14 protein-coding genes, 2 tRNA genes and 3 rRNA genes are annotated in these 21,090 nt (G+C 60.3%); 14 read left to right on the top strand and 5 right to left on the bottom strand.

All coding sequences use genetic code 11. The features are described from left to right. The first annotated feature begins 265 nt into the window (after window positions 1-265). The 12 genes from OU419_RS27960 to OU419_RS27905 all read left to right on the top strand — a co-directional run bounded on the left by OU419_RS27960 (window position 266) and on the right by OU419_RS27905 (window position 14,786). A 16S ribosomal RNA gene (locus tag OU419_RS27960) occupies window positions 266-1,801 on the top strand. Window positions 1,802-1,865: 64 nt separating this feature from the next. Then, window positions 1,866-1,942: transfer RNA gene (locus OU419_RS27955), tRNA-Ile, on the top strand. A 29-nt stretch (window positions 1,943-1,971) separates the two neighbouring features. Continuing rightward, window positions 1,972-2,047, top strand: a tRNA-Ala gene (locus OU419_RS27950). Window positions 2,048-2,280: 233 nt separating this feature from the next. Beyond that, window positions 2,281-5,172: ribosomal RNA gene (locus tag OU419_RS27945) — 23S ribosomal RNA — on the top strand. A gap of 130 nt (window positions 5,173-5,302) precedes the next feature. Continuing rightward, a 5S ribosomal RNA gene (gene rrf / locus OU419_RS27940) occupies window positions 5,303-5,418 on the top strand. Together the 16S, 23S and 5S rRNA genes with 2 tRNA genes alongside form the textbook arrangement of a ribosomal RNA operon. 430 nt (window positions 5,419-5,848) lie before the next feature. Continuing rightward, complete coding sequence (gene pstS, locus OU419_RS27935; RefSeq protein WP_254475563.1) at window positions 5,849-6,820, top strand: phosphate ABC transporter substrate-binding protein PstS; 972 nt, start codon at window positions 5,849-5,851, stop codon at window positions 6,818-6,820. Window positions 6,821-7,215: 395 nt separating this feature from the next. Continuing rightward, the gene (locus OU419_RS27930; protein ID WP_254475574.1) at window positions 7,216-9,249 is read left to right on the top strand and encodes an ABC transporter permease subunit; all 2,034 of its coding nucleotides are present in this window, start codon (window positions 7,216-7,218) and stop codon (window positions 9,247-9,249) included. 25 nt (window positions 9,250-9,274) lie between these two features. Continuing rightward, window positions 9,275-10,951 (top strand): phosphate ABC transporter permease PstA, encoded by a 1,677-nt coding sequence (pstA, locus tag OU419_RS27925; protein ID WP_254475562.1) that lies wholly within the window; start codon window positions 9,275-9,277, stop codon window positions 10,949-10,951. A gap of 52 nt (window positions 10,952-11,003) precedes the next feature. Further along, window positions 11,004-11,840 carry a phosphate ABC transporter ATP-binding protein PstB gene (gene pstB, locus OU419_RS27920; RefSeq protein WP_254475561.1) on the top strand — a complete coding sequence of 279 codons (837 nt, stop codon included), beginning with the start codon at window positions 11,004-11,006 and terminating at the stop codon, window positions 11,838-11,840. Window positions 11,841-12,004: 164 nt separating this feature from the next. Next, a complete protein-coding gene (gene phoU / locus OU419_RS27915; protein ID WP_254475560.1) occupies window positions 12,005-12,736 on the top strand; it encodes a phosphate signaling complex protein PhoU in 732 nt (243 codons plus the stop codon). 133 nt (window positions 12,737-12,869) lie between these two features. Continuing rightward, window positions 12,870-13,763: a response regulator gene (locus tag OU419_RS27910; protein ID WP_254475559.1), complete on the top strand. Its 894-nt coding sequence runs from the start codon at window positions 12,870-12,872 to the stop codon at window positions 13,761-13,763. 123 nt (window positions 13,764-13,886) lie between these two features. Beyond that, entirely contained in the window at window positions 13,887-14,786 is a 900-nt protein-coding gene (locus OU419_RS27905) for a peptidoglycan DD-metalloendopeptidase family protein (RefSeq protein WP_254475558.1), read from the top strand. 100 nt (window positions 14,787-14,886) lie between these two features. Here OU419_RS27905 and OU419_RS27900 read toward each other — a convergent pair whose 3' ends face one another. From OU419_RS27900 to phoB, 3 genes are all read right to left on the bottom strand, one after another. Next, window positions 14,887-16,227, bottom strand: a complete 1,341-nt coding sequence (locus OU419_RS27900) for a hemolysin family protein (RefSeq protein WP_254475557.1) — start codon at window positions 16,225-16,227, stop codon at window positions 14,887-14,889. A 94-nt stretch (window positions 16,228-16,321) separates the two neighbouring features. Continuing rightward, on the bottom strand, window positions 16,322-17,587 hold the full coding sequence (gene phoR / locus OU419_RS27895; protein WP_254475573.1) for a phosphate regulon sensor histidine kinase PhoR: 1,266 nt from the start codon (window positions 17,585-17,587) through the stop codon (window positions 16,322-16,324). A 179-nt stretch (window positions 17,588-17,766) separates the two neighbouring features. Then, window positions 17,767-18,456 carry a phosphate regulon transcriptional regulator PhoB gene (gene phoB, locus OU419_RS27890; RefSeq protein WP_254475556.1) on the bottom strand — a complete coding sequence of 230 codons (690 nt, stop codon included), beginning with the start codon at window positions 18,454-18,456 and terminating at the stop codon, window positions 17,767-17,769. A gap of 294 nt (window positions 18,457-18,750) precedes the next feature. On the opposite strand from phoB, the gene OU419_RS27885 reads away from it, so the two are divergent. Beyond that, entirely contained in the window at window positions 18,751-19,116 is a 366-nt protein-coding gene (locus tag OU419_RS27885) for a COG4315 family predicted lipoprotein (protein WP_302329079.1), read from the top strand. Between the two features lie 107 nt (window positions 19,117-19,223). Here OU419_RS27885 and ubiA read toward each other — a convergent pair whose 3' ends face one another. Together ubiA and OU419_RS27875 are read right to left on the bottom strand one after the other, a co-directional pair. Further along, complete coding sequence (gene ubiA / locus OU419_RS27880) at window positions 19,224-20,114, bottom strand: 4-hydroxybenzoate octaprenyltransferase (RefSeq protein ID WP_254475555.1); 891 nt, start codon at window positions 20,112-20,114, stop codon at window positions 19,224-19,226. A gap of 26 nt (window positions 20,115-20,140) precedes the next feature. After that, window positions 20,141-20,695, bottom strand: a complete 555-nt coding sequence (locus OU419_RS27875; protein ID WP_408004915.1) for a chorismate--pyruvate lyase family protein — start codon at window positions 20,693-20,695, stop codon at window positions 20,141-20,143. A 207-nt stretch (window positions 20,696-20,902) separates the two neighbouring features. On the opposite strand from OU419_RS27875, the gene OU419_RS27870 reads away from it, so the two are divergent. Further along, window positions 20,903-21,070: a rubredoxin gene (locus OU419_RS27870; RefSeq protein ID WP_015479573.1), complete on the top strand. Its 168-nt coding sequence runs from the start codon at window positions 20,903-20,905 to the stop codon at window positions 21,068-21,070. Window positions 21,071-21,090 lie beyond the last annotated feature (20 nt).

The following is a 21,090-nucleotide window of genomic DNA, read 5'->3' as shown; positions in this document are numbered from 1 at the left end:
GAAAAGAAAATTTTCGAAAATAACGCTTGACGAAGTAAGAGGTTGCTGTAGAATGCGCGGCCTCGGTTGAGACGAAAGAATCAACCAACTGCTCTTTAACAAGTTGAATCAAGCAATTCGTGTGGGTGCTTGTGATGTAAGACTGATGATCGACTGATTATCAGCATCGCAAGTAACACTCGTGAATTCGAGAGTTTTAGCTCTTTAATTAGAGCATGCGATTGCTGAGCCAAGTTTAGGGTTTTCTCAAAACCCAAGCAGTATTGAACTGAAGAGTTTGATCATGGCTCAGATTGAACGCTGGCGGCAGGCCTAACACATGCAAGTCGAGCGGATGAAGGGAGCTTGCTCCTGGATTCAGCGGCGGACGGGTGAGTAATGCCTAGGAATCTGCCTGGTAGTGGGGGACAACGTTTCGAAAGGAACGCTAATACCGCATACGTCCTACGGGAGAAAGCAGGGGACCTTCGGGCCTTGCGCTATCAGATGAGCCTAGGTCGGATTAGCTAGTTGGTGGGGTAAAGGCCTACCAAGGCGACGATCCGTAACTGGTCTGAGAGGATGATCAGTCACACTGGAACTGAGACACGGTCCAGACTCCTACGGGAGGCAGCAGTGGGGAATATTGGACAATGGGCGAAAGCCTGATCCAGCCATGCCGCGTGTGTGAAGAAGGTCTTCGGATTGTAAAGCACTTTAAGTTGGGAGGAAGGTCAGTAAGTTAATACCTTGCTGATTTGACGTTACCAACAGAATAAGCACCGGCTAACTTCGTGCCAGCAGCCGCGGTAATACGAAGGGTGCAAGCGTTAATCGGAATTACTGGGCGTAAAGCGCGCGTAGGTGGTTTGGTAAGATGAATGTGAAATCCCCGGGCTCAACCTGGGAACTGCATCCATAACTGCCTGACTAGAGTACGGTAGAGGGTGGTGGAATTTCCTGTGTAGCGGTGAAATGCGTAGATATAGGAAGGAACACCAGTGGCGAAGGCGACCACCTGGACTGATACTGACACTGAGGTGCGAAAGCGTGGGGAGCAAACAGGATTAGATACCCTGGTAGTCCACGCCGTAAACGATGTCGACTAGCCGTTGGAATCCTTGAGATTTTAGTGGCGCAGCTAACGCGATAAGTCGACCGCCTGGGGAGTACGGCCGCAAGGTTAAAACTCAAATGAATTGACGGGGGCCCGCACAAGCGGTGGAGCATGTGGTTTAATTCGAAGCAACGCGAAGAACCTTACCTGGCCTTGACATGTCCGGAACCTTGCAGAGATGCGAGGGTGCCTTCGGGAATCGGAACACAGGTGCTGCATGGCTGTCGTCAGCTCGTGTCGTGAGATGTTGGGTTAAGTCCCGTAACGAGCGCAACCCTTGTCCTTAGTTACCAGCACCTCGGGTGGGCACTCTAAGGAGACTGCCGGTGACAAACCGGAGGAAGGTGGGGATGACGTCAAGTCATCATGGCCCTTACGGCCAGGGCTACACACGTGCTACAATGGTCGGTACAGAGGGTTGCCAAGCCGCGAGGTGGAGCTAATCCCATAAAACCGATCGTAGTCCGGATCGCAGTCTGCAACTCGACTGCGTGAAGTCGGAATCGCTAGTAATCGTGAATCAGAATGTCACGGTGAATACGTTCCCGGGCCTTGTACACACCGCCCGTCACACCATGGGAGTGGGTTGCTCCAGAAGTAGCTAGTCTAACCGCAAGGGGGACGGTTACCACGGAGTGATTCATGACTGGGGTGAAGTCGTAACAAGGTAGCCGTAGGGGAACCTGCGGCTGGATCACCTCCTTAATCGAAGATCTCAGCTTCTTCATAAGCTCCCACACGAATTGCTTGATTCACTGGTTAGACGATTGGGTCTGTAGCTCAGTTGGTTAGAGCGCACCCCTGATAAGGGTGAGGTCGGCAGTTCGAATCTGCCCAGACCCACCAATTGTTGTGGTGTGCTGCTGATCCGATAAGGGGCCATAGCTCAGCTGGGAGAGCGCCTGCTTTGCACGCAGGAGGTCAGGAGTTCGATCCTCCTTGGCTCCACCATCTCTAAATCGTCAAAAGCTCAGACATGAATGTTCAGGTTAAGGAACATTGATGTCTGGTCTTTGTACCGGAACTGTTCTTTAAAAATTTGGGTATGTGATAGAAGTAGACTGAATGATCTCTTTCACTGGTGATCATTCAAGTCAAGGTAAAATTTGCGAGTTCAAGCGCGAATTTTCGGCGAATGTCGTCTTCACGTTCGAGACATATGACCAGATTGCTTGGGGTTATATGGTCAAGTGAAGAAGCGCATACGGTGGATGCCTTGGCAGTCAGAGGCGATGAAAGACGTGGTAGCCTGCGATAAGCTTCGGGGAGTCGGCAAACAGACTTTGATCCGGAGATCTCTGAATGGGGAAACCCACCTAGGATAACCTAGGTATCTTGTACTGAATCCATAGGTGCAAGAGGCGAACCAGGGGAACTGAAACATCTAAGTACCCTGAGGAAAAGAAATCAACCGAGATTCCCTTAGTAGTGGCGAGCGAACGGGGATTAGCCCTTAAGCTTCTTTGAATCTAACAGAACGCTCTGGAAAGTGCGGCCATAGTGGGTGATAGCCCCGTATGTGAAAGGTTCTTTGAAGTGAAATCGAGTAGGACGGAGCACGAGAAACTTTGTCTGAATATGGGGGGACCATCCTCCAAGGCTAAATACTACTGACTGACCGATAGTGAACCAGTACCGTGAGGGAAAGGCGAAAAGAACCCCGGAGAGGGGAGTGAAATAGAACCTGAAACCGTATGCGTACAAGCAGTGGGAGCCTACTTAGTTAGGTGACTGCGTACCTTTTGTATAATGGGTCAGCGACTTATATTCAGTGGCGAGCTTAACCGTATAGGGAAGGCGTAGCGAAAGCGAGTCTTAATAGGGCGATTTAGTCGCTGGGTATAGACCCGAAACCGGGCGATCTATCCATGAGCAGGTTGAAGGTTAGGTAACACTGACTGGAGGACCGAACCCACTCCCGTTGAAAAGGTAGGGGATGACTTGTGGATCGGAGTGAAAGGCTAATCAAGCTCGGAGATAGCTGGTTCTCCTCGAAAGCTATTTAGGTAGCGCCTCACGTATCACTCCAGGGGGTAGAGCACTGTTTCGGCTAGGGGGTCATCCCGACTTACCAAACCGATGCAAACTCCGAATACCTGGAAGTGTCAGCGTGGGAGACACACGGCGGGTGCTAACGTCCGTCGTGAAAAGGGAAACAACCCAGACCGTCAGCTAAGGTCCCAAAGTTGTGGTTAAGTGGTAAACGATGTGGGAAGGCTTAGACAGCTAGGAGGTTGGCTTAGAAGCAGCCACCCTTTAAAGAAAGCGTAATAGCTCACTAGTCGAGTCGGCCTGCGCGGAAGATGTAACGGGGCTCAAACCACACACCGAAGCTACGGGTGCATCGCAAGATGCGCGGTAGAGGAGCGTTCTGTAAGCCTGTGAAGGTGAGTTGAGAAGCTTGCTGGAGGTATCAGAAGTGCGAATGCTGACATGAGTAACGACAATGGGAGTGAAAAACTCCCACGCCGAAAGACCAAGGGTTCCTGCGCAACGTTAATCGACGCAGGGTTAGTCGGTCCCTAAGGCGAGGCTGAAGAGCGTAGTCGATGGGAAACAGGTTAATATTCCTGTACTTCTAGTTACTGCGATGGAGGGACGGAGAAGGCTAGGCCAGCTTGGCGTTGGTTGTCCAAGTTTAAGGTGGTAGGCCGAACACTTAGGCAAATCCGGGTGTTCAAGGCCGAGAGCTGATGACGAGCTTTCTTTTAGAGAGCGAAGTGGTTGATGCCATGCTTCCAGGAAAAGCTTCTAAGCTTCAGGTAACTAGGAACCGTACCCCAAACCGACACAGGTGGTCGGGTAGAGAATACCAAGGCGCTTGAGAGAACTCGGGTGAAGGAACTAGGCAAAATGGCACCGTAACTTCGGGAGAAGGTGCGCCGATGAGGGTGAAGCATTTACTGCGTAAGCCCATGTCGGTCGAAGATACCAGGCCGCTGCGACTGTTTATTAAAAACACAGCACTCTGCAAACACGAAAGTGGACGTATAGGGTGTGACGCCTGCCCGGTGCCGGAAGGTTAATTGATGGGGTTAGCGAAAGCGAAGCTCTTGATCGAAGCCCCGGTAAACGGCGGCCGTAACTATAACGGTCCTAAGGTAGCGAAATTCCTTGTCGGGTAAGTTCCGACCTGCACGAATGGCGTAACGATGGCGGCGCTGTCTCCACCCGAGACTCAGTGAAATTGAAATCGCTGTGAAGATGCAGTGTATCCGCGGCTAGACGGAAAGACCCCGTGAACCTTTACTGTAGCTTTGCACTGGACTTTGAGCCTGCTTGTGTAGGATAGGTGGGAGGCTTTGAAGCGTGGACGCCAGTTCGCGTGGAGCCATCCTTGAAATACCACCCTGGCATGCTTGAGGTTCTAACTCTGGTCCGTTATCCGGATCGAGGACAGTGTATGGTGGGCAGTTTGACTGGGGCGGTCTCCTCCTAAAGAGTAACGGAGGAGTACGAAGGTGCGCTCAGACCGGTCGGAAATCGGTCGCAGAGTATAAAGGCAAAAGCGCGCTTGACTGCGAGACAGACACGTCGAGCAGGTACGAAAGTAGGTCTTAGTGATCCGGTGGTTCTGTATGGAAGGGCCATCGCTCAACGGATAAAAGGTACTCCGGGGATAACAGGCTGATACCGCCCAAGAGTTCATATCGACGGCGGTGTTTGGCACCTCGATGTCGGCTCATCACATCCTGGGGCTGAAGCCGGTCCCAAGGGTATGGCTGTTCGCCATTTAAAGTGGTACGCGAGCTGGGTTTAGAACGTCGTGAGACAGTTCGGTCCCTATCTGCCGTGGACGTTTGAGATTTGAGAGGGGCTGCTCCTAGTACGAGAGGACCGGAGTGGACGAACCTCTGGTGTTCCGGTTGTCACGCCAGTGGCATTGCCGGGTAGCTATGTTCGGAATAGATAACCGCTGAAAGCATCTAAGCGGGAAACTAGCCTCAAGATGAGATCTCACTGGGAACTTGATTCCCCTAAAGGGCCGTCGAAGACTACGACGTTGATAGGTCGGGTGTGTAAGCGCTGTGAGGCGTTGAGCTAACCGATACTAATTGCCCGTGAGGCTTGACCATATAACACCCAAACAATTTGGTGTTAGACGGTGAAGTCGACGAACCGAAAGTTCGTGTGAACCGCAAATACCTGTCACATACCCGAATCTGGATGAGCGTGTGCCAAGGCCACGAGCATCCTAAAGAATTGCTTGACGACCATAGAGCGTTGGAACCACCTGATCCCATCCCGAACTCAGTAGTGAAACGACGCATCGCCGATGGTAGTGTGGGGTTTCCCCATGTGAGAGTAGGTCATCGTCAAGCTCCTATCCCAAAGCCCCTGATCAGCCTCGCTGGTCGGGGGCTTTGCTTTTGCGCGCGGAAAACAGGGGCTGAAGGCTGTGCAAGTCGGCGAGGCATCGGGTGATGTGGCGCGTTGAGTCGGTGGCTGCTGCCGCTCGGAGCAGCCGATTGCATCTGGATCAACATCACATGTCTTTCAATGTGGCCCAGTCGCCGGTTGGCCACCAGACCTAGCCTGCGCAACGCATGCTCAGCGCCCTGAAAGACCGTTCCAGTCGCTCAGGGGCTTCTCCAGGGTGCTCTTCCGAGTTCGATTTGCCTTGTTACAACCGCCCTGCAACAGACTGATGGCATTTCATCCAACTGTCACATTCGCGTCATAGAGTCTTCATGCGGCCTGACGATACTGGCCCCCGTTCCATCCAACCCCATTCTCCTCAAGGAGCAAGGCATGAAACTCAAGCGTTTGATGGCGGCCCTGACTTTTGTCGCTGCAGGCGTAGGCACCGCCAGTGCGGTAGCCGCGATCGATCCGGCCCTGCCGGAATACCAGAAAGCCAGCGGTGTGTCGGGTAACCTGTCGAGCGTCGGTTCCGACACTCTGGCCAACCTGATGACCATGTGGGCGGAAGAGTACAAGCGCCTGTACCCGAACGTGAACGTGCAGATCCAGGCCGCCGGCTCATCCACCGCGCCGCCGGCTCTGACCGAAGGTACCGCCAACCTCGGCCCGATGAGCCGCAAGATGAAGGATGTCGAGCTGCAGGCCTTTGAGCAGAAGTACGGCTACAAGCCGACTGCTGTTCCGGTTGCAGTGGACGCCCTGGCGATCTTCGTGCACAAGGACAACCCCATCAAAGGCCTGACCATGCAGCAGGTCGATGCCATCTTCTCTTCCACCCGCCTGTGTGGCGGCAAGTCGGAAGTGAAGACCTGGGGTGACCTGGGCCTGACCGGTGATTGGGCCAACAAGCCCGTGCAGCTCTTCGGTCGTAACTCCGTATCCGGCACCTACGGCTACTTCAAGGAAGAAGCCTTGTGCAAAGGCGACTACAAGCCGAACGTGAATGAGCAGCCGGGTTCGGCGTCCGTGGTTCAGTCGGTCAGCCAATCCCTGAATGGCGTTGGGTACTCCGGTATCGGTTACAAGACCGCTAGCGTGAAGACCGTTGCTCTGGCCAAGAAAGAAGGCGGCGAGTTCATCGAGGACAACGAAGCTAACGCCCTGAACGGTAGCTACCCGCTGTCCCGCTTCCTGTACGTCTATGTCAACAAGGCCCCGAACAAACCGCTGAACCCGCTGGAAGCCCAGTTCCTGAAGATGGTGCTCTCTAAATCTGGCCAGCAGGTAGTTGTGAAAGACGGCTATATCCCTCTGCCGTCGAAAGTCGCCGAAAAAGCGATCAAAGAGCTGGGTCTGTAAACAGCCCGTCAACCGGGCGGAGCAAACCGCCCGGCATGGGCTGACGCCTGCTCGACCGGGCCCGCCAGCATGGCTCTGCTGGTGGGCTTTGTCGCGTCACTTCCATGTCATCTTTCTGTCACACAGAGCCGCTAGGGTGTCACTCCATGAACGACCTGGCCAACTCCCCGATGACTTCTTCTCTCCCCGAGCGGATCGATTTCAATACGCCTGCGCTTCAGCGCAAGCGTCGCCTGCGCGCGCTCAAGGATCGACTCACCCGTTGGTATGTGCTGGTCGGCGGTCTCGCCGTGCTGGCTGCTATTACCCTGATTTTCTTCTACCTCGCCTACGTCGTGCTGCCGCTGTTCCGCGGCGCCGAACTGGAAGCTCGCGACCCTCTGGCTCCAGCCTGGCTGAAGGCGGCCCAGGCGCCGCTTCTGCTGAGTATCGAAGAACAGAACCTGGTGGGTATGCGCGTTGCTGCAAATGGCGAAGTGGTGTTTTTCAGCGCCAAGACTGGCGATGAAATGGACCGTATCGCGCTGAAGCTGCCCGCAGGTAGCAGCGTGACGTCGATTGCGGAAGACCAGCCAGGTCATCCGGCCGTGGCTCTGGGGCTGTCCAACGGACAGGTGCTGGTGTTCAAACACACCTACAAGATCACCTACCCGGACAATAAGAAGACTGTTACCCCACAGATCAGCTATCCGTACGGCGAGGCAGCCATCAACCTGGACCCGCAGGGACGTCCGCTTGAGCACGTGGCAATCTCATCGAGCGATGAGAGTCTGCTGCTCGCGGCCTCCAGCGGAAGCCAACTGCTGCTGCTCAGCCTGACCAGCCAGGAGAACATGCTCACCGGCGAGACCTCGCTGGAGGAAGATCGCATCAACCTGCCGCAGATCGCCGACCCGGTGAAAGCGATCTATATGGACCCGCGCAAGCAGTGGCTCTATGTCCTGAACGGCCGTGCCCAGGCTGACGTGTTCGATCTGAATACTCACCAGCTCAACGGCCGTTACAAACTGCTCGATGACGCCTCCGCCGAAGTGACTTCCAGCGCCCAACTGCTGGGTGGCATTTCGCTGATGGTTGGCGACTCCAGGGGGAGCATTGGCCAGTGGTTCATGGCCCGGGGCGAAGATGGCGAACCGCGCCTGTCCCACGTACGTGACTTCAAGCTGGGCGACCAGGCCGTGGCCGGAATCACCTCCGAGCAGCGCCGCAAAGGCTTCCTGGCCATCGACAAGCAGGGCAATCTCGGTATCTTCCACAGCACCGCGCATCGCACGCTGCTGGTGGAGAACGTTGCACCGTCGGCTGGCCTGATGGCATTGTCGCCGCGCGCCAACCGCCTTGTCATTGAGCAGGGCGGCGAACTGCGCCGATTCGCCGTCAGCAACCCGCACCCGGAAGTTTCCTGGAGCGCCCTGTGGGGCAAGGTCTGGTATGAAAGCTATGACAAGCCTGGCTACGTCTGGCAGTCCACCGCCGCGACCACCGACTTCGAGCCCAAGCTGAGCCTGTCGCCGCTGACCTTCGGCACCCTGAAGGCCGCCTTCTACGCGATGATCCTTGCCGCCCCGCTGGCCATCGCCGCCGCCGTCTACACCGCGTATTTCATGGCTCCCGGCATGCGTCGCAAGGTGAAGCCGGTGATCGAGCTGATGGAAGCGTTGCCGACCGTGATTCTCGGCTTCTTCGCCGGCCTGTTCCTGGCGCCATATGTTGAAGGCCACCTGCCGGGCATCTTCAGTCTGCTGCTGCTCACTCCCCTGGGTATCCTCGCCGCCGGCCTGATCTGGAGCCGCCTGCCCGAGCGCATTCGCCTGGGTCTGCCGGCCGGCTGGGAAGCCGCGATTCTGATCCCGGTCGTACTCGCCACCGGTGCGTTCGCCCTGTGGATGAGCCCGCACCTGGAGACCATGTTCTTCGGCGGAGACATGCGCCTGTGGATCAGCCACGACCTGGGCATCACTTACGACCAGCGCAACGCCCTGGTTGTTGGTTTGGCGATGGGCTTCGCGGTGATCCCGAACATCTTCTCCATCGCCGAAGACGCCATCTTCAGCGTGCCCAAGAGCCTGACCTACGGCTCCCTGGCCCTGGGCGCCACGCCTTGGCAGACGCTGACTCGCGTGGTGATCCTGACTGCGAGTCCAGGCATCTTCTCCGCTCTCATGATCGGCCTTGGCCGCGCCGTGGGCGAGACCATGATCGTGCTGATGGCGACCGGCAACACCCCGGTGATGGACGTGAACATCTTCCAGGGCATGCGTACCCTCGCGGCTAACGTCGCGGTGGAAATGCCCGAGTCGGAGGTAGGCGGAACGCACTACCGCGTGCTGTTCCTCTCGGCGCTGGTGCTGCTTTCCTTCACCTTCGTGATGAACACCCTGGCAGAGCTGATTCGTCAGCGCCTGCGCAAGAAATACGCGTCGCTCTAAGCGACGCCCGACGAGGCTACGTTCCGTGAAACAGAAACAGGAATCCGTCAAAGCGTGGTTTGCCAGCGGTTCTCCCTGGGTGTGGATGAATGCCGGTGCGGTGTCCATCGCCGTGATCATGACCATCGGCCTGCTCGCCGTGATCGCCGTGCGCGGGCTCGGCCACTTCTGGCCGGCCGATGTGATCGAGGCGACCTACACCGTTCCCGGTGAAGCACCCAAGACCCTGATCGGCGAAGAAGTGCAGGTCGAGCAAGTGCCGCGTGAGCGTTTGCGTGGCGCCGGTCTGCCGGTTCCGGACAATGGCCCGGAATTCATGACCCGCGAACTGCTCAAACTGGGTAACCGTGACCTTTACGGCGGCGACTTCTCCTGGGTGATCGGCGAATGGCTGACAGACAAGCGTCATCCTGCCGAACTGGTGACCCTGGAGCGCCGCGAGTGGGGCAACTTCTACGGCTATCTGCTGAATGTGAAGGAAAACGGCAAGGTCGTTGCCGAAGGTGCGGGCGCCATGCCCGAGCTGCAGGCTCGCCTGAAGCGCGTCGATGATCTCTACGCCAAGCTGTACCGGCTGGAGAAGAAGGACATCGGCGGCATCAACCACGGCCTTGAGCGCCTGCGCCTGAAAGAACGTGGTCTGCAACTGAACGGCAAGCTGGATGCCGCCGCCGAGGCCGATATCGCCGCTGGCCGCGCCGAGCTGAACGCCCAGTACAAGGTGCTGGAAGAGCAGCTCAACGGCCTGCACCAGGAGTTCAACCGCGACAGCGTAACAATGCGCGATGCGTCCGGCAGCGAGACCGAGATCACTCTCGGCAAGCTGGTGCACGCCTACCAGCCCAACCAGATGGGCGTCGGCGCCAAGTTCGTCTTCTACTTCAAGAAGCTGTGGGAATTCCTGAGCGACGACCCGCGGGAAGCGAACACTGAAGGCGGTATCTTCCCGGCGATCTTCGGTACCGTGATGATGACTCTGGTGATGGCCGTGATCGTCACCCCGTTCGGCGTGATCGCAGCGGTTTACCTGCGCGAATACGCTCGCCAGGGCCTGTTGACCCGCATCATCCGTATCGCGGTGAACAACCTCGCAGGCGTTCCGGCGATCGTCTATGGTGTGTTCGGCCTGGGCTTCTTCGTCTATGTGCTGGGTGGGTCGATCGACCGGATGTTCTTCCCCGAAGCCCTGCCAGCGCCGACCTTCGGTACGCCGGGCCTGTTCTGGGCCTCTCTGACCCTGGCTATCCTCGCTGTACCGGTGGTGATCGTGGCCACCGAGGAAGGTCTGGCGCGTATCCCGCGCGCCACCCGCGAAGGTTCCCTGGCCCTGGGCGCAACCAAGGCAGAGACCCTGTGGAAGGTCGTCCTGCCGATGGCCAGCCCGGCGATGATGACCGGCCTGATTCTCGCCGTGGCCCGTGCCGCCGGCGAGGTGGCGCCGCTGATGCTGGTTGGGGTGGTGAAGCTGGCCCCGGCGCTGCCAGTCGATGGCAACTACCCGTACGTGCACCTGGATCAGAAGATCATGCACCTGGGCTTCCACATCTATGACGTCGGCTTCCAGAGCCCGAACGTCGAAGCCGCGCGCCCGCTGGTGTACGCCACCGCGCTGCTACTGGTGATGGTCATCGCCCTGCTGAACTTCTCGGCCATCGCCATCCGTAACCGCCTGCGCGAAAAGTACAAGGCGCTGGAAAACTGATTCTGCAGGCGGTGGGCCAGCCCCGCCGCCAAGCCTCCAAGGGAGACTGAACATGCAACATGAAACCGCTACCCACGGCATCGACATCGGCGCGCTCGGCCGTGGCGAGCGCCAGGGCATGAGCCTGGAGAGCGAGACCGTCGCCCTCGAGGTGCCCGGCCTGAGCCTGTTCTACGGCGAGAAGCAGGCGCTTTTCGACGTCAGCATGAACATTCCGAAGCAGCGCGTGACCGCCTTCATCGGCCCGTCCGGTTGCGGAAAGTCCACCCTGCTGCGCTGTTTCAACCGCATGAACGACCTGGTCGACGGTTGCCACGTGAAGGGCGAGATCCTCCTCGACGGCCACAACATCTTCGCCAAGGGTGTGGACGTGGCCGAGCTGCGCCGTCGCGTCGGCATGGTATTCCAGAAACCCAACCCGTTCCCCAAGAGCATCTACGAGAACGTGGTTTACGGCCTGCGCATCCAGGGCATCAACAAGAAGCGTGTGCTCGACGAAGCCGTCGAATGGGCGCTCAAGGGCGCCGCCCTGTGGGACGAAGTGAAAGACCGCCTGCACGAATCCGCCCTCGGCCTCTCCGGCGGTCAGCAGCAGCGTCTGGTCATCGCCCGTACCATTGCGGTCGAGCCGGAAGTGCTGCTGCTCGACGAGCCGTGCTCGGCACTGGACCCGATCTCCACCCTGAAGATCGAAGAGCTGATCTACGAACTGAAGTCCAAGTTCACCATCGTCATCGTGACCCACAACATGCAGCAGGCCGCGCGCGTCTCCGACTACACGGCGTTCATGTACATGGGCAAGCTGATCGAGTTCGGCGACACCGACACGCTGTTCACCAACCCGGCGAAGAAGCAGACGGAAGACTACATCACCGGTCGCTACGGTTGATGCCATGAGAAATCTCCTCTGGCTTTGCCGGCGGAGCTTGCCGTACGGAAACTGCTGTCGGTGCTCCGCCTTCGCGCCAGCGAAGATTTCTCAAGGGCCTCAATGCTCCGGATGAGACCGGAAAAGACCGAGTTCTGAACTTCGCACCTTCCAAGGGTTTGCACATGATCAACAAAGACAGCCTCACCCATCACATTTCCCAGCAGTTCAATGCAGAGCTGGAGGATGTGCGCAGCCACCTCCTGGCAATGGGCGGACTGGTGGAGAAACAGGTCAACGACGCGGTCAACGCGCTGATCGACGCCGATTCCGGCCTTGCCCAGCAGGTGCGAGAAATTGATGACCAGATCAACCAGATGGAGCGCAACATCGACGAGGAATGCTTGCGCATCCTCGCCCGTCGCCAGCCGGCGGCTTCCGACCTGCGCCTGATCATCAGCATCTCCAAGTCGGTGATCGATCTGGAGCGTATCGGTGACGAAGCTTCGAAGATTGCTCGTCGCGCCATCCAGTTGTGCGAAGAGGGCGAGTCGCCGCGCGGCTACGTCGAGGTTCGCCACATCGGCGGCCAGGTGCGCAAGATGGTTCAGGAGGCGCTGGACGCCTTCGCCCGTTTCGACGCCGATCTGGCGTTGTCGGTGGCGCAGTACGACAAGACCGTCGATCGTGAGTACAAGACTGCGCTGCGCGAACTGGTGACCTACATGATGGAAGACCCACGTGCCATTTCGCGCGTGCTCAACGTCATCTGGGCGCTGCGCTCGCTGGAGCGCATCGGCGATCATGCGCGCAACATCGCCGAACTGGTGATCTACCTGGTGCGCGGCACCGATGTTCGTCACATCGGCCTGACCCGCATGAAGGAAGAAGTGCAGGGCACCGGGAAGGCCGAATAAGGCTCCCTGCGCCTGTATCGACGAACCCGGCCAAGCGCCGGGTTCGTCATTTTATGGCCAGGCGGTCCTGCGCCGATGGCATGTCGCCACCCGGCAAGGCTATCCTTCGCCCTATCGTTCCAAGGAGTCGCCGATGGGCAAGGTCAGTGTGCTGGTCGTGGATGATGCCCCCTTCATCCGTGACCTGGTCAAAAAGGGGCTGCGGGACCATTTCCCCGGCCTGCAGATCGAGGAGGCGGTCAATGGCCGCAAGGCGCAGCAATTCCTGGCGCGCCAGAGTGTCGACCTGATTCTCTGTGACTGGGAAATGCCGGAGCTGTCGGGCATCGAATTGCTGACCTGGTGTCGCGAGCAGGAAGGTCTGAAGACCACGCCGTTCATCATGGTCACCAGCCGTGGCGACAAGGACAACGTCGTGCAGGCCATCCAGGCCGGCGTTTCCGACTTCATCGGCAAGCCGTTCTCCAACGATCAACTGGTGAGCAAGGTGAAGAAGGCGCTGTCGCGCGCCGGCAAGCTGGAAGCCCTTGCGGCCCAGGCGCCACAGCGCAGTCTGGTGGGCTCGATGCCCAACGACTCGCTCAGCGCACTCACCGGCGGCAAGGCCGAGGTCGTGCGCCCCTCCGCGCCAACCGCACCGCGCCCGGCTGCTACTCCGGCAGCCCCTCCTGCGGTGTCCGCTGCACGTCCGGCCGCCAAGGGGCAGCAGGGCCAGTTGCGGCTGCCGCAAACCAACCTGCCCTGCGTGATCAAGGCGTTGAGTCTCAAGGAGGCGCTGCTGGTGATCAAGCGCGGTACGCCGCTGCCGCAGGTGCTGGAAAGCGCCGTGCTCGACCTGGAGGAAGACAGCGACGTCGCTCGCCTCAATGGCTACCTGCACGCCGTGGCGGCGCTGGAGCCCAGGCCCGATAGCGAGTGGCTGCAACTGACCTTCCGCTTCGTCGACCGCGATCCGCAGAAGCTCGACTACCTTTCGCGCCTGATCGCTCGTGGCAGCACTCAGAAGCATTACGTCCCCGGTGCCTGATCCGGTTACAAATTGGCCGACCGACGGGTAGTACTGCTTCACACCCCGACCGGCGGCAGGTCGCGACGCATGGGCTGCACTGCTAGTCTTGCCTGCGTCGCCATACCTATAACCAGAGTCGACATGCTAGGGCGCAGTATCTTCCTGTGCGGTCTTTTGGCCGCATCGGGGACGGCTTCGGCCGTAACCATCTACAAATACACCGACGCCAATGGCGTGGTCACCTACACGGACAAGGCCGTGGCGGGTGCGGCGGTGTTCGTCTTCCGCGATCGCATGGTCGAGCACCTGGAACAGCAGGTGAAGCTGGAGACCAAGAAGCACGCCGGCGGCGAAACGCTGCAGGTGCGCAACGACCTGTATGCCCCGGTGGAGGTGGAGCTGAGCATCACTGGCGCGCAGAACGCCATCGGCGCGCCGGAGCAGCCGATCCGTTGGGTGCTGCCACCGCGCAGCGCCATCCGCCTGGCGACTCTCACTCCCCGCGATCCGGGCAAGGCAATGCAATACAAGCCCAAACTGCGCTACGCCCTGGGCGACCCGCGCCCTCAGCCGTTGGCCTACCGGTACGCCTTGCCGTGGGTTGGTGGGCCGTTCCGCCTGACCCAGGGCGCCAATGGCCGCTACAGCCACTTCACGCCCAAGGGCCGTTATGCGATGGACATCGCCATGCCCGAAGGTACGCCGATCATCGCCGCGCGAGGCGGTACCGTGGTGAAAATCGAGAACAGCCAGAGCGGGCGCGGCAAGAATCCGTCCGGCAACTTCGTGCGCATCCTGCACGATGACGGCACGATGGGTGTCTACCTGCACCTGATGCGCGGTTCGGTGCTCGTCCATGAAGGTCAACGCGTCGCTACCGGTACCTCCCTGGCCCGCTCGGGCAACACCGGCAACAGCAGCGGCCCGCACCTGCACTTCGTGGTACAGCGCAACGTCGGCCTGGCGTTGGAGTCGATTCCTTATGACTTTTCCCAGCCAGTGGACACACTGCCCAACTTCGCGGTGGTGAAGGGCAACTGACGCTCAGGCGTGCTAATTGCCCTGTGGATAAATTCGTCCGCTCCGGCAAACGAGCACAAAAAAGGCAGCCTTCGGGCTGCCTTTTTCATTGGCCGGGCTGTCAGTCCAGCTTCACGACCTTGGCGAGGACGATCTTCGGCCCCTTCATCTTCTTCACGATGATCCGCAGGCCTTCGGCTTCGACCACTTCCTCTTCTTCCGGCACGCGCTTGAGCGAGTCGTAGACCAGGCCGGCTAGGGTGTCCGCTTCGACATGGTCGAGGTCGACGCTCAGCAGTCGTTCCAGCTTGAACAGCGGCGTGTCGCCACGCACCAGCAGCTTGCCCGGCTGATAGGCGAGGATGCCGCGCTCGGCCTTGCGGTGCTCATCCTGGATATCGCCGACCAGCACTTCCAGCACGTCTTCCATCGTCAGGTAGCCGATCACCTTGTGGTCGGCTTCCTCCACCAGGGCGAAATGCGAACCGCCCTGGCGGAACTGCTCCAGCAGGCGCGCCAGCGGCATGTGCTTGGTGACCATCTCCAGCGGGTGGGTCAGCTCGTCGAGATCGAAGGACTCCGGCAGGCTGTCCAGCGTGGCGAGGGCCAGCAACAGGTCCTTGATATGCAGCAGGCCGATGAACTCACCCTTGTCGCTGTCGTACACCGGGTAGCGGCTGTACTTGTGGCGGCGAATGGTAGCGAGAATATCGTCCAGCGGTGCGGTGCGTTCGAGGTAGACCAGATCCTCGCGGGAATTGGCCCAGTCCACGACTTCCAGCTCGCCCAGCTCCACCGCCGACGCCAGCACACGCATGCCCTGGTCGCTGGGGTCGTGGGCGCGGCTGGAGTGCAGGATCAGCTTCAGCTCGTCGCGACTGTAGTGATGCTCATGGTGCGGCCCGGGCTCACCCTGGCCAGCGACCTTGAGGATGGCGTTGGCGCTGGCGTTGAGCAGCCAGATCGCCGGGTACATCGCCCAGTAGAAAAGGTACAACGGCACTGCGGTCCACAGCGACAGCAGTTCGGGCTTGCGGATCGCCCAGGACTTGGGCGCCAGCTCGCCGACCACGATGTGCAGGTAGGAAATGATGAAGAACGCGGTGAAGAACGACACGCCGCGGATGACTTCCTCGGAGTGCACGCCAATTGCGGCCAACAGGGGCTCCAGCAGCTCGGCGAAGGCCGGCTCGCCGACCCAGCCCAAGCCGAGGGAGGCCAGGGTGATACCGAGCTGGCAGGCGGAGAGGTAGGCGTCGAGCTGATTGTGCACGCGGCGCAGGATGGTGCCGCGCCAGCCATGCTGCTTGGCGATGGTTTCCACGCGGGTCGAGCGCAGCTTGACCATCGCGAACTCGGCGGCCACGAAAAAGCCGTTGAGCAGCACGAGGAAAAGAGCAAAGAGAATCAGGCCAAAGTCGGCGAAATAGGTTAACGCGGTGCTACTGGGAGAAGGATCCATGGTTCTGTTGAATAGGGAATGGACGGACAAGGATGCGGTTCACGGACGTCACTGGCAAGCCCGCTGATACCAATGTCGGCAGGTTGGGTCCCGCTCAGGTGCGCTGCTCGACCTGTTGGGTGGGGAAGTGGCAGGTGAAGCTGCTGCCCTTGCCCGGAACGCTGCTGATATCGAGGCTGCCGCGATGGCGCAGCAGTACGTGCTTGACGATCGCCAGGCCCAGGCCGGTGCCGCCGGTACTGGCGTTGCGGCTGGAGTCGACGCGGTAGAAGCGCTCGGTCAGGCGCGGCAGGTGCTTGGGATCGATGCCGATGCCGCTGTCCTGCACCGCCAGGTGCGCACCCTGTTCGTCACCCCACCAGCGAATGCGGATCTCGCCTTCGTCGGGGGTGTACTTCACAGCGTTGAACACCAGGTTGGAGAACGCGCTGCGCAGCTCGGCCTCGCTGCCCTTGAGTTTCACCCTGGCATCGGCTTCCAGACTGATGCGGTGATTGCGGCCGCCGGAGAGCGCCTGGGCATCGTTACGGATCGACAGCAGCATCAGGTCGATGGCGACCGGCTTGTTGTCGGCCGGATAGTCCGTGGCCTCCAGCTTGGCCAGCAGGAGCAGATCGTTGAGCAGGCTCTGCATGCGCCCGGCCTGCTGCTGCATCTGTTGCAGCGCGCGAGTCCAGCGTGGATTGACGTCTTCGACGTTATCCAGCAGCGTCTCCAGGTAACCGGCGATCACCGTGAGCGGGGTACGCAGTTCGTGGGAGACGTTGGCGACGAAGTCCTTGCGCATCTGTTCGAGCTGGTGGACGCGGGTTACATCGCGGACCAGCATCAGGTGTTCGCCGGCGCCGTAGATGGTGATGTGGAACTGCAGACGCAGGTTGTCATTGATCGGCGAGGTGAGCTCCAGCGGCTCGCGATAGTCCTCCTGGGCGAAGTACTCCTTGAAGCGCGGGTGGCGGACGAGGTTGCTCACCGGCTGGCCGCCGTCCTGCGGGCTCTTGAGGCCGAGCAGACGCTCCGCGGACTGGTTCCACCATTCCAGGTTGCCGTCGCGGTCGAGCAGGATCATGCCGTCGCGCAGGGCCGCGGTGGACTCCTGCATCCGGTCGATCACCGCCTGCAGGCGGCCGCGGGCCTTCTGGTTGCGCCGTTGCAGATGGTAGATGCTGTCGAAAACCTCGCCCCATAGGCCGTAGCCGTCGGGCGGCGCTTCATCGCTCTGGTGCGTTTTCAGCCATTGGTACAGACGCAGCAACTGCCAGGTCGACCAGCCGAGGTAACCGGCCAGGGCCGCTGCGATGGCCCAGCCCCATTGGCCGGAAATCAGGCCGAGCAACAGGCCAGCGGCCAGCACCAACATCAGATGGCGAATCAGCACGCCACGCCAGTTCTGGGTCACGAAATTCCGTTCCTTGTACCCGATGTCGAGGGGCCGAGGGCGTTTCGCCGCGAGCCGCGTTGCCGTGTCAAAACACACCAGGCTAGAGGTGGGGCGAGGTCGCGGCCGTGGCAAAGCGTCATCAGACCCTCTGGACTCGATCAGCTCTTGGTCGAGAAACGATAACCGGTGCCGCGCACGGTCTGAACGAGATTTTCGTATACCTCGCCCAGGGCCTTGCGCAGGCGGCGGATGTGCACGTCGACGGTGCGTTCCTCCACGTACACGTTGCCGCCCCAGACCTGGTCCAGCAACTGGCCACGAGTGTAGGCACGCTCCTGGTGTGTCATGAAGAACTGCAGCAGGCGGTATTCGGTCGGGCCCATTTCGGCCGGTTTGCCGTCGATGGTCACGCGGTGGCTGATCGGGTCGAGCATCAGGCCGCCGACCTCGATCGGCGTTTCGCTGTCGCCGGCACCGGTGCGTCGCAGGACGGCCTTGAGGCGGGCGACCAGTTCGCGTGGGGAGAACGGCTTGGTGATGTAGTCGTCGGCGCCGACTTCCAGGCCCTGGATCTTGTTGTCCTCTTCGCCCTTGGCGGTGAGCATGATGATCGGGATCGAGGAAGTCAGTTCGTCGCGCTTCAGGCGGCGGGCCAGTTCGATGCCGGAGGTGCCCGGCAACATCCAGTCGAGCAGGATCAGGTCCGGCTTGCGGTCGACGATCACCGCGTGAGCCTGCTGGGCGCTGTCGGCCTCGAGACATTCGTAGCCGGCCATCTCCAGGGCCACAGCGATCATTTCCCGGATCGGAGCTTCGTCATCGACGATGAGGATTGTCTTGCCAACCATGCTGATGCCTCAGGAATTCTGTATTGCGCCGCATTAGATAACGGAAATATTTCATGAATGTGACACCGGGATGTTAGCCGAGCCTTGCCGCAGAGCGCTCGTCTATGCTGAACGGGTAGCCGCGTCGTTCCAGGGCGCGCGGCAGGCGGCAACCGGACCGGCCTGCGGCGAGGCTTGGAATGCTGCGAAGACGGTTGTGAGTGCGCTCTGTGCCGGGCCTGTCCGCCCGCCGGATGTCGCCGGTACTCGCGCTCTTGCACCTCACCAGAGGACTGCTTTCCGAGGAGACCTGCGATGAAAATGCTACTCCCGGCCCTGACTATGGGCCTGATGTTTGCGGCACTACCGGTGCTGGCCGCCGAACCCGGCATGGCGAAGGACGGCATGCTGGTCGATGCCAAGGGTATGACGCTCTACACCTTCGACAAGGACAGCGGCGGCAAGTCGATGTGCAATGGCAGTTGCGCGCAGAACTGGCCGCCGCTGATGGCCTCCGTCGACGCCAAGGCCAAGGGCGACTGGACCTTGATCAAGCGCGACGACGGCAGCGTACAGTGGGCCTACATGGGCAAGCCGTTGTACACCTTCGTGCAGGACAAGAAGGCCGGCGACATGGCCGGTGACGGCAAGATGGGGGTCTGGCACATGGCCAGGCCGTGATGTGATCTGGGAGGCGGACTGTTCAGGCATGGCGTGAGAGCGGACTCCACCCCCTCAACCACAGTGCCTGCGAGAGCAGCGAATGCCGGTCGCTGGCTGTCCGGCATTCAGCGCAGCGCGAAGTCCACCGCCGTGCCGAGGAAAATCGCCAGCCCCGCCCAATGATTGTGCAGGAATGCCTTGAAGCATTTCATCGGCTCGCGGTCGCGGGTGGAGTGGAACTGCCAGGCGAAGCAACCTGCCGCCACAGCCAGGCCGAGGTAGTAGTACAGGTGCATGGCCAGCTTGTTGCCGGCGAGGATCAGCAGCAGGAGCATCAGGCCCTGCAGCGTCAGGTTGATCACCCGGTCAGCGTCGCCGAAGAGGATCGCGGTGGACTTCATGCCCATTTTCAGGTCGTCCTCGCGGTCGGTCATCGCGTAGTAGGTGTCGTAGGCCACCGTCCACAGCACGTTGGCGAAGAACAGCAGCCAGGCCGCGGCCGGCAAGGTGCCGCTGGCTGCGGTGAAGGCCATCGGGATACCCCAGGAAAACGCCGCGCCCAGCACCACCTGCGGGTAGTAGGTGTAGCGCTTCATGAAGGGATAGAGCGCCGCTACCGCCGCGCCCCCGAAGGATAGCCAGATGGTCTGCTCATTGGTGCACAGCACCAGCAGGAAGCTCAGGCCCAGCAGCACGAAGAAGGTGATCCACGCCTCGCGCACAGTGACCTTGCCGGTGGCCAGCGGGCGGGCCTTGGTGCGCTCGACATGGCCGTCCAGCTTGCGGTCTGCGAAGTCGTTGATCACGCAGCCGGCGGCACGCATCAGCACGGTTCCGACGACGAATATCGCCAGGTTCTTCGCGCTCGGCACGCCGCCGCTGGCCATCCACAGCGCCCACAGTGTCGGCCACAGCAGCAGGTAGATACCGATCGGCTTGTCCATGCGCGTCAGTTGGATGAAGTCCCAGGCGCGGGGATGCAGGCGGGCGAGGGGTTTGATCAGGGCGACGAACATGGCGGTCTCCGGCAACGGTCCCGGGATTATACGGACTGTTCTTCCAGGCGGTGCCACAGCGAGGGCAGGAATACTTCGGCGACCAGCACGCCAAGGCCGTCGCGGCTGAACAGCGAACGGCGGCCCCAGGGGCGTTCGGCGCGTACTTCGGCAGGCATGCAGGCGGCTGGATAGCGGCACACCTCGATGGGGCCGCGGTGGAAGGCGCGGTCGCTGAACAGCAATTCGCCCAGGGAGCGGCTGCCGAGCAGGCGCAGGTCGAAACCGGAGCCTTCCAGCGCATTGCGCGCGGCGACGCTGCGGGCGAACACCCAGGGCGTACCGTGACCCTTCAGGTACACCTCACGAACCCAGCCGAGGCTACCGTCGGCGACACCCAGCGCCGCGCACTCATCCGGACGCATCCGATGCCAGCCTTCGGCCAGTGGCTGTACCGCAAAGGCGCCATCGGACAGCGCGGTCAGGCGACGTGTCAGCGAGCCTTCGTCGAACAGCCAGTCGCGCACCTGGGCGGACGGCGACGGAAGCAGTTGGGCTGAGGTGAGCCAGCGGGGCGGATGAGTCAGGGCTGCGTCGGGCACGGGAATGATTGCGGGTTGCCAGGGACGCGGCAGCTTAACATGGCGGCTTTGCGCGTCCGATTGCGTTCGCTGCAAGAGAGCGTTACGCGAAACCCCACCAAAGGTATGGCCGGTCGTTCGGTACTTGCGCGTTGGGCTCATCGCCAGTACAAAGCCCGACACTGGGCGCAGCGACGTCCCAAGGTACAAGAACAGAGGTAGTAGCCGATGAAGAAGTGGCAGTGTGTGGTATGTGGCCTGATCTATGACGAAACCAAGGGTTGGCCGGAAGAGGGCATTGCCGCCGGCACGCGCTGGGAAGACGTGCCGGAAGACTGGCTGTGCCCGGATTGCGGCGTCGGCAAACTGGACTTCGAGATGATCGAAATCGGTTGATCGCAGCCGGTTCGACCCGC

The organism is Pseudomonas triclosanedens, from assembly GCF_026686735.1.
In the GTDB taxonomy this organism is placed as follows: Bacteria; Pseudomonadota; Gammaproteobacteria; order Pseudomonadales; family Pseudomonadaceae; genus Pseudomonas; species Pseudomonas triclosanedens.
This window is presented reverse-complemented; position numbering and strand designations above follow the sequence as displayed.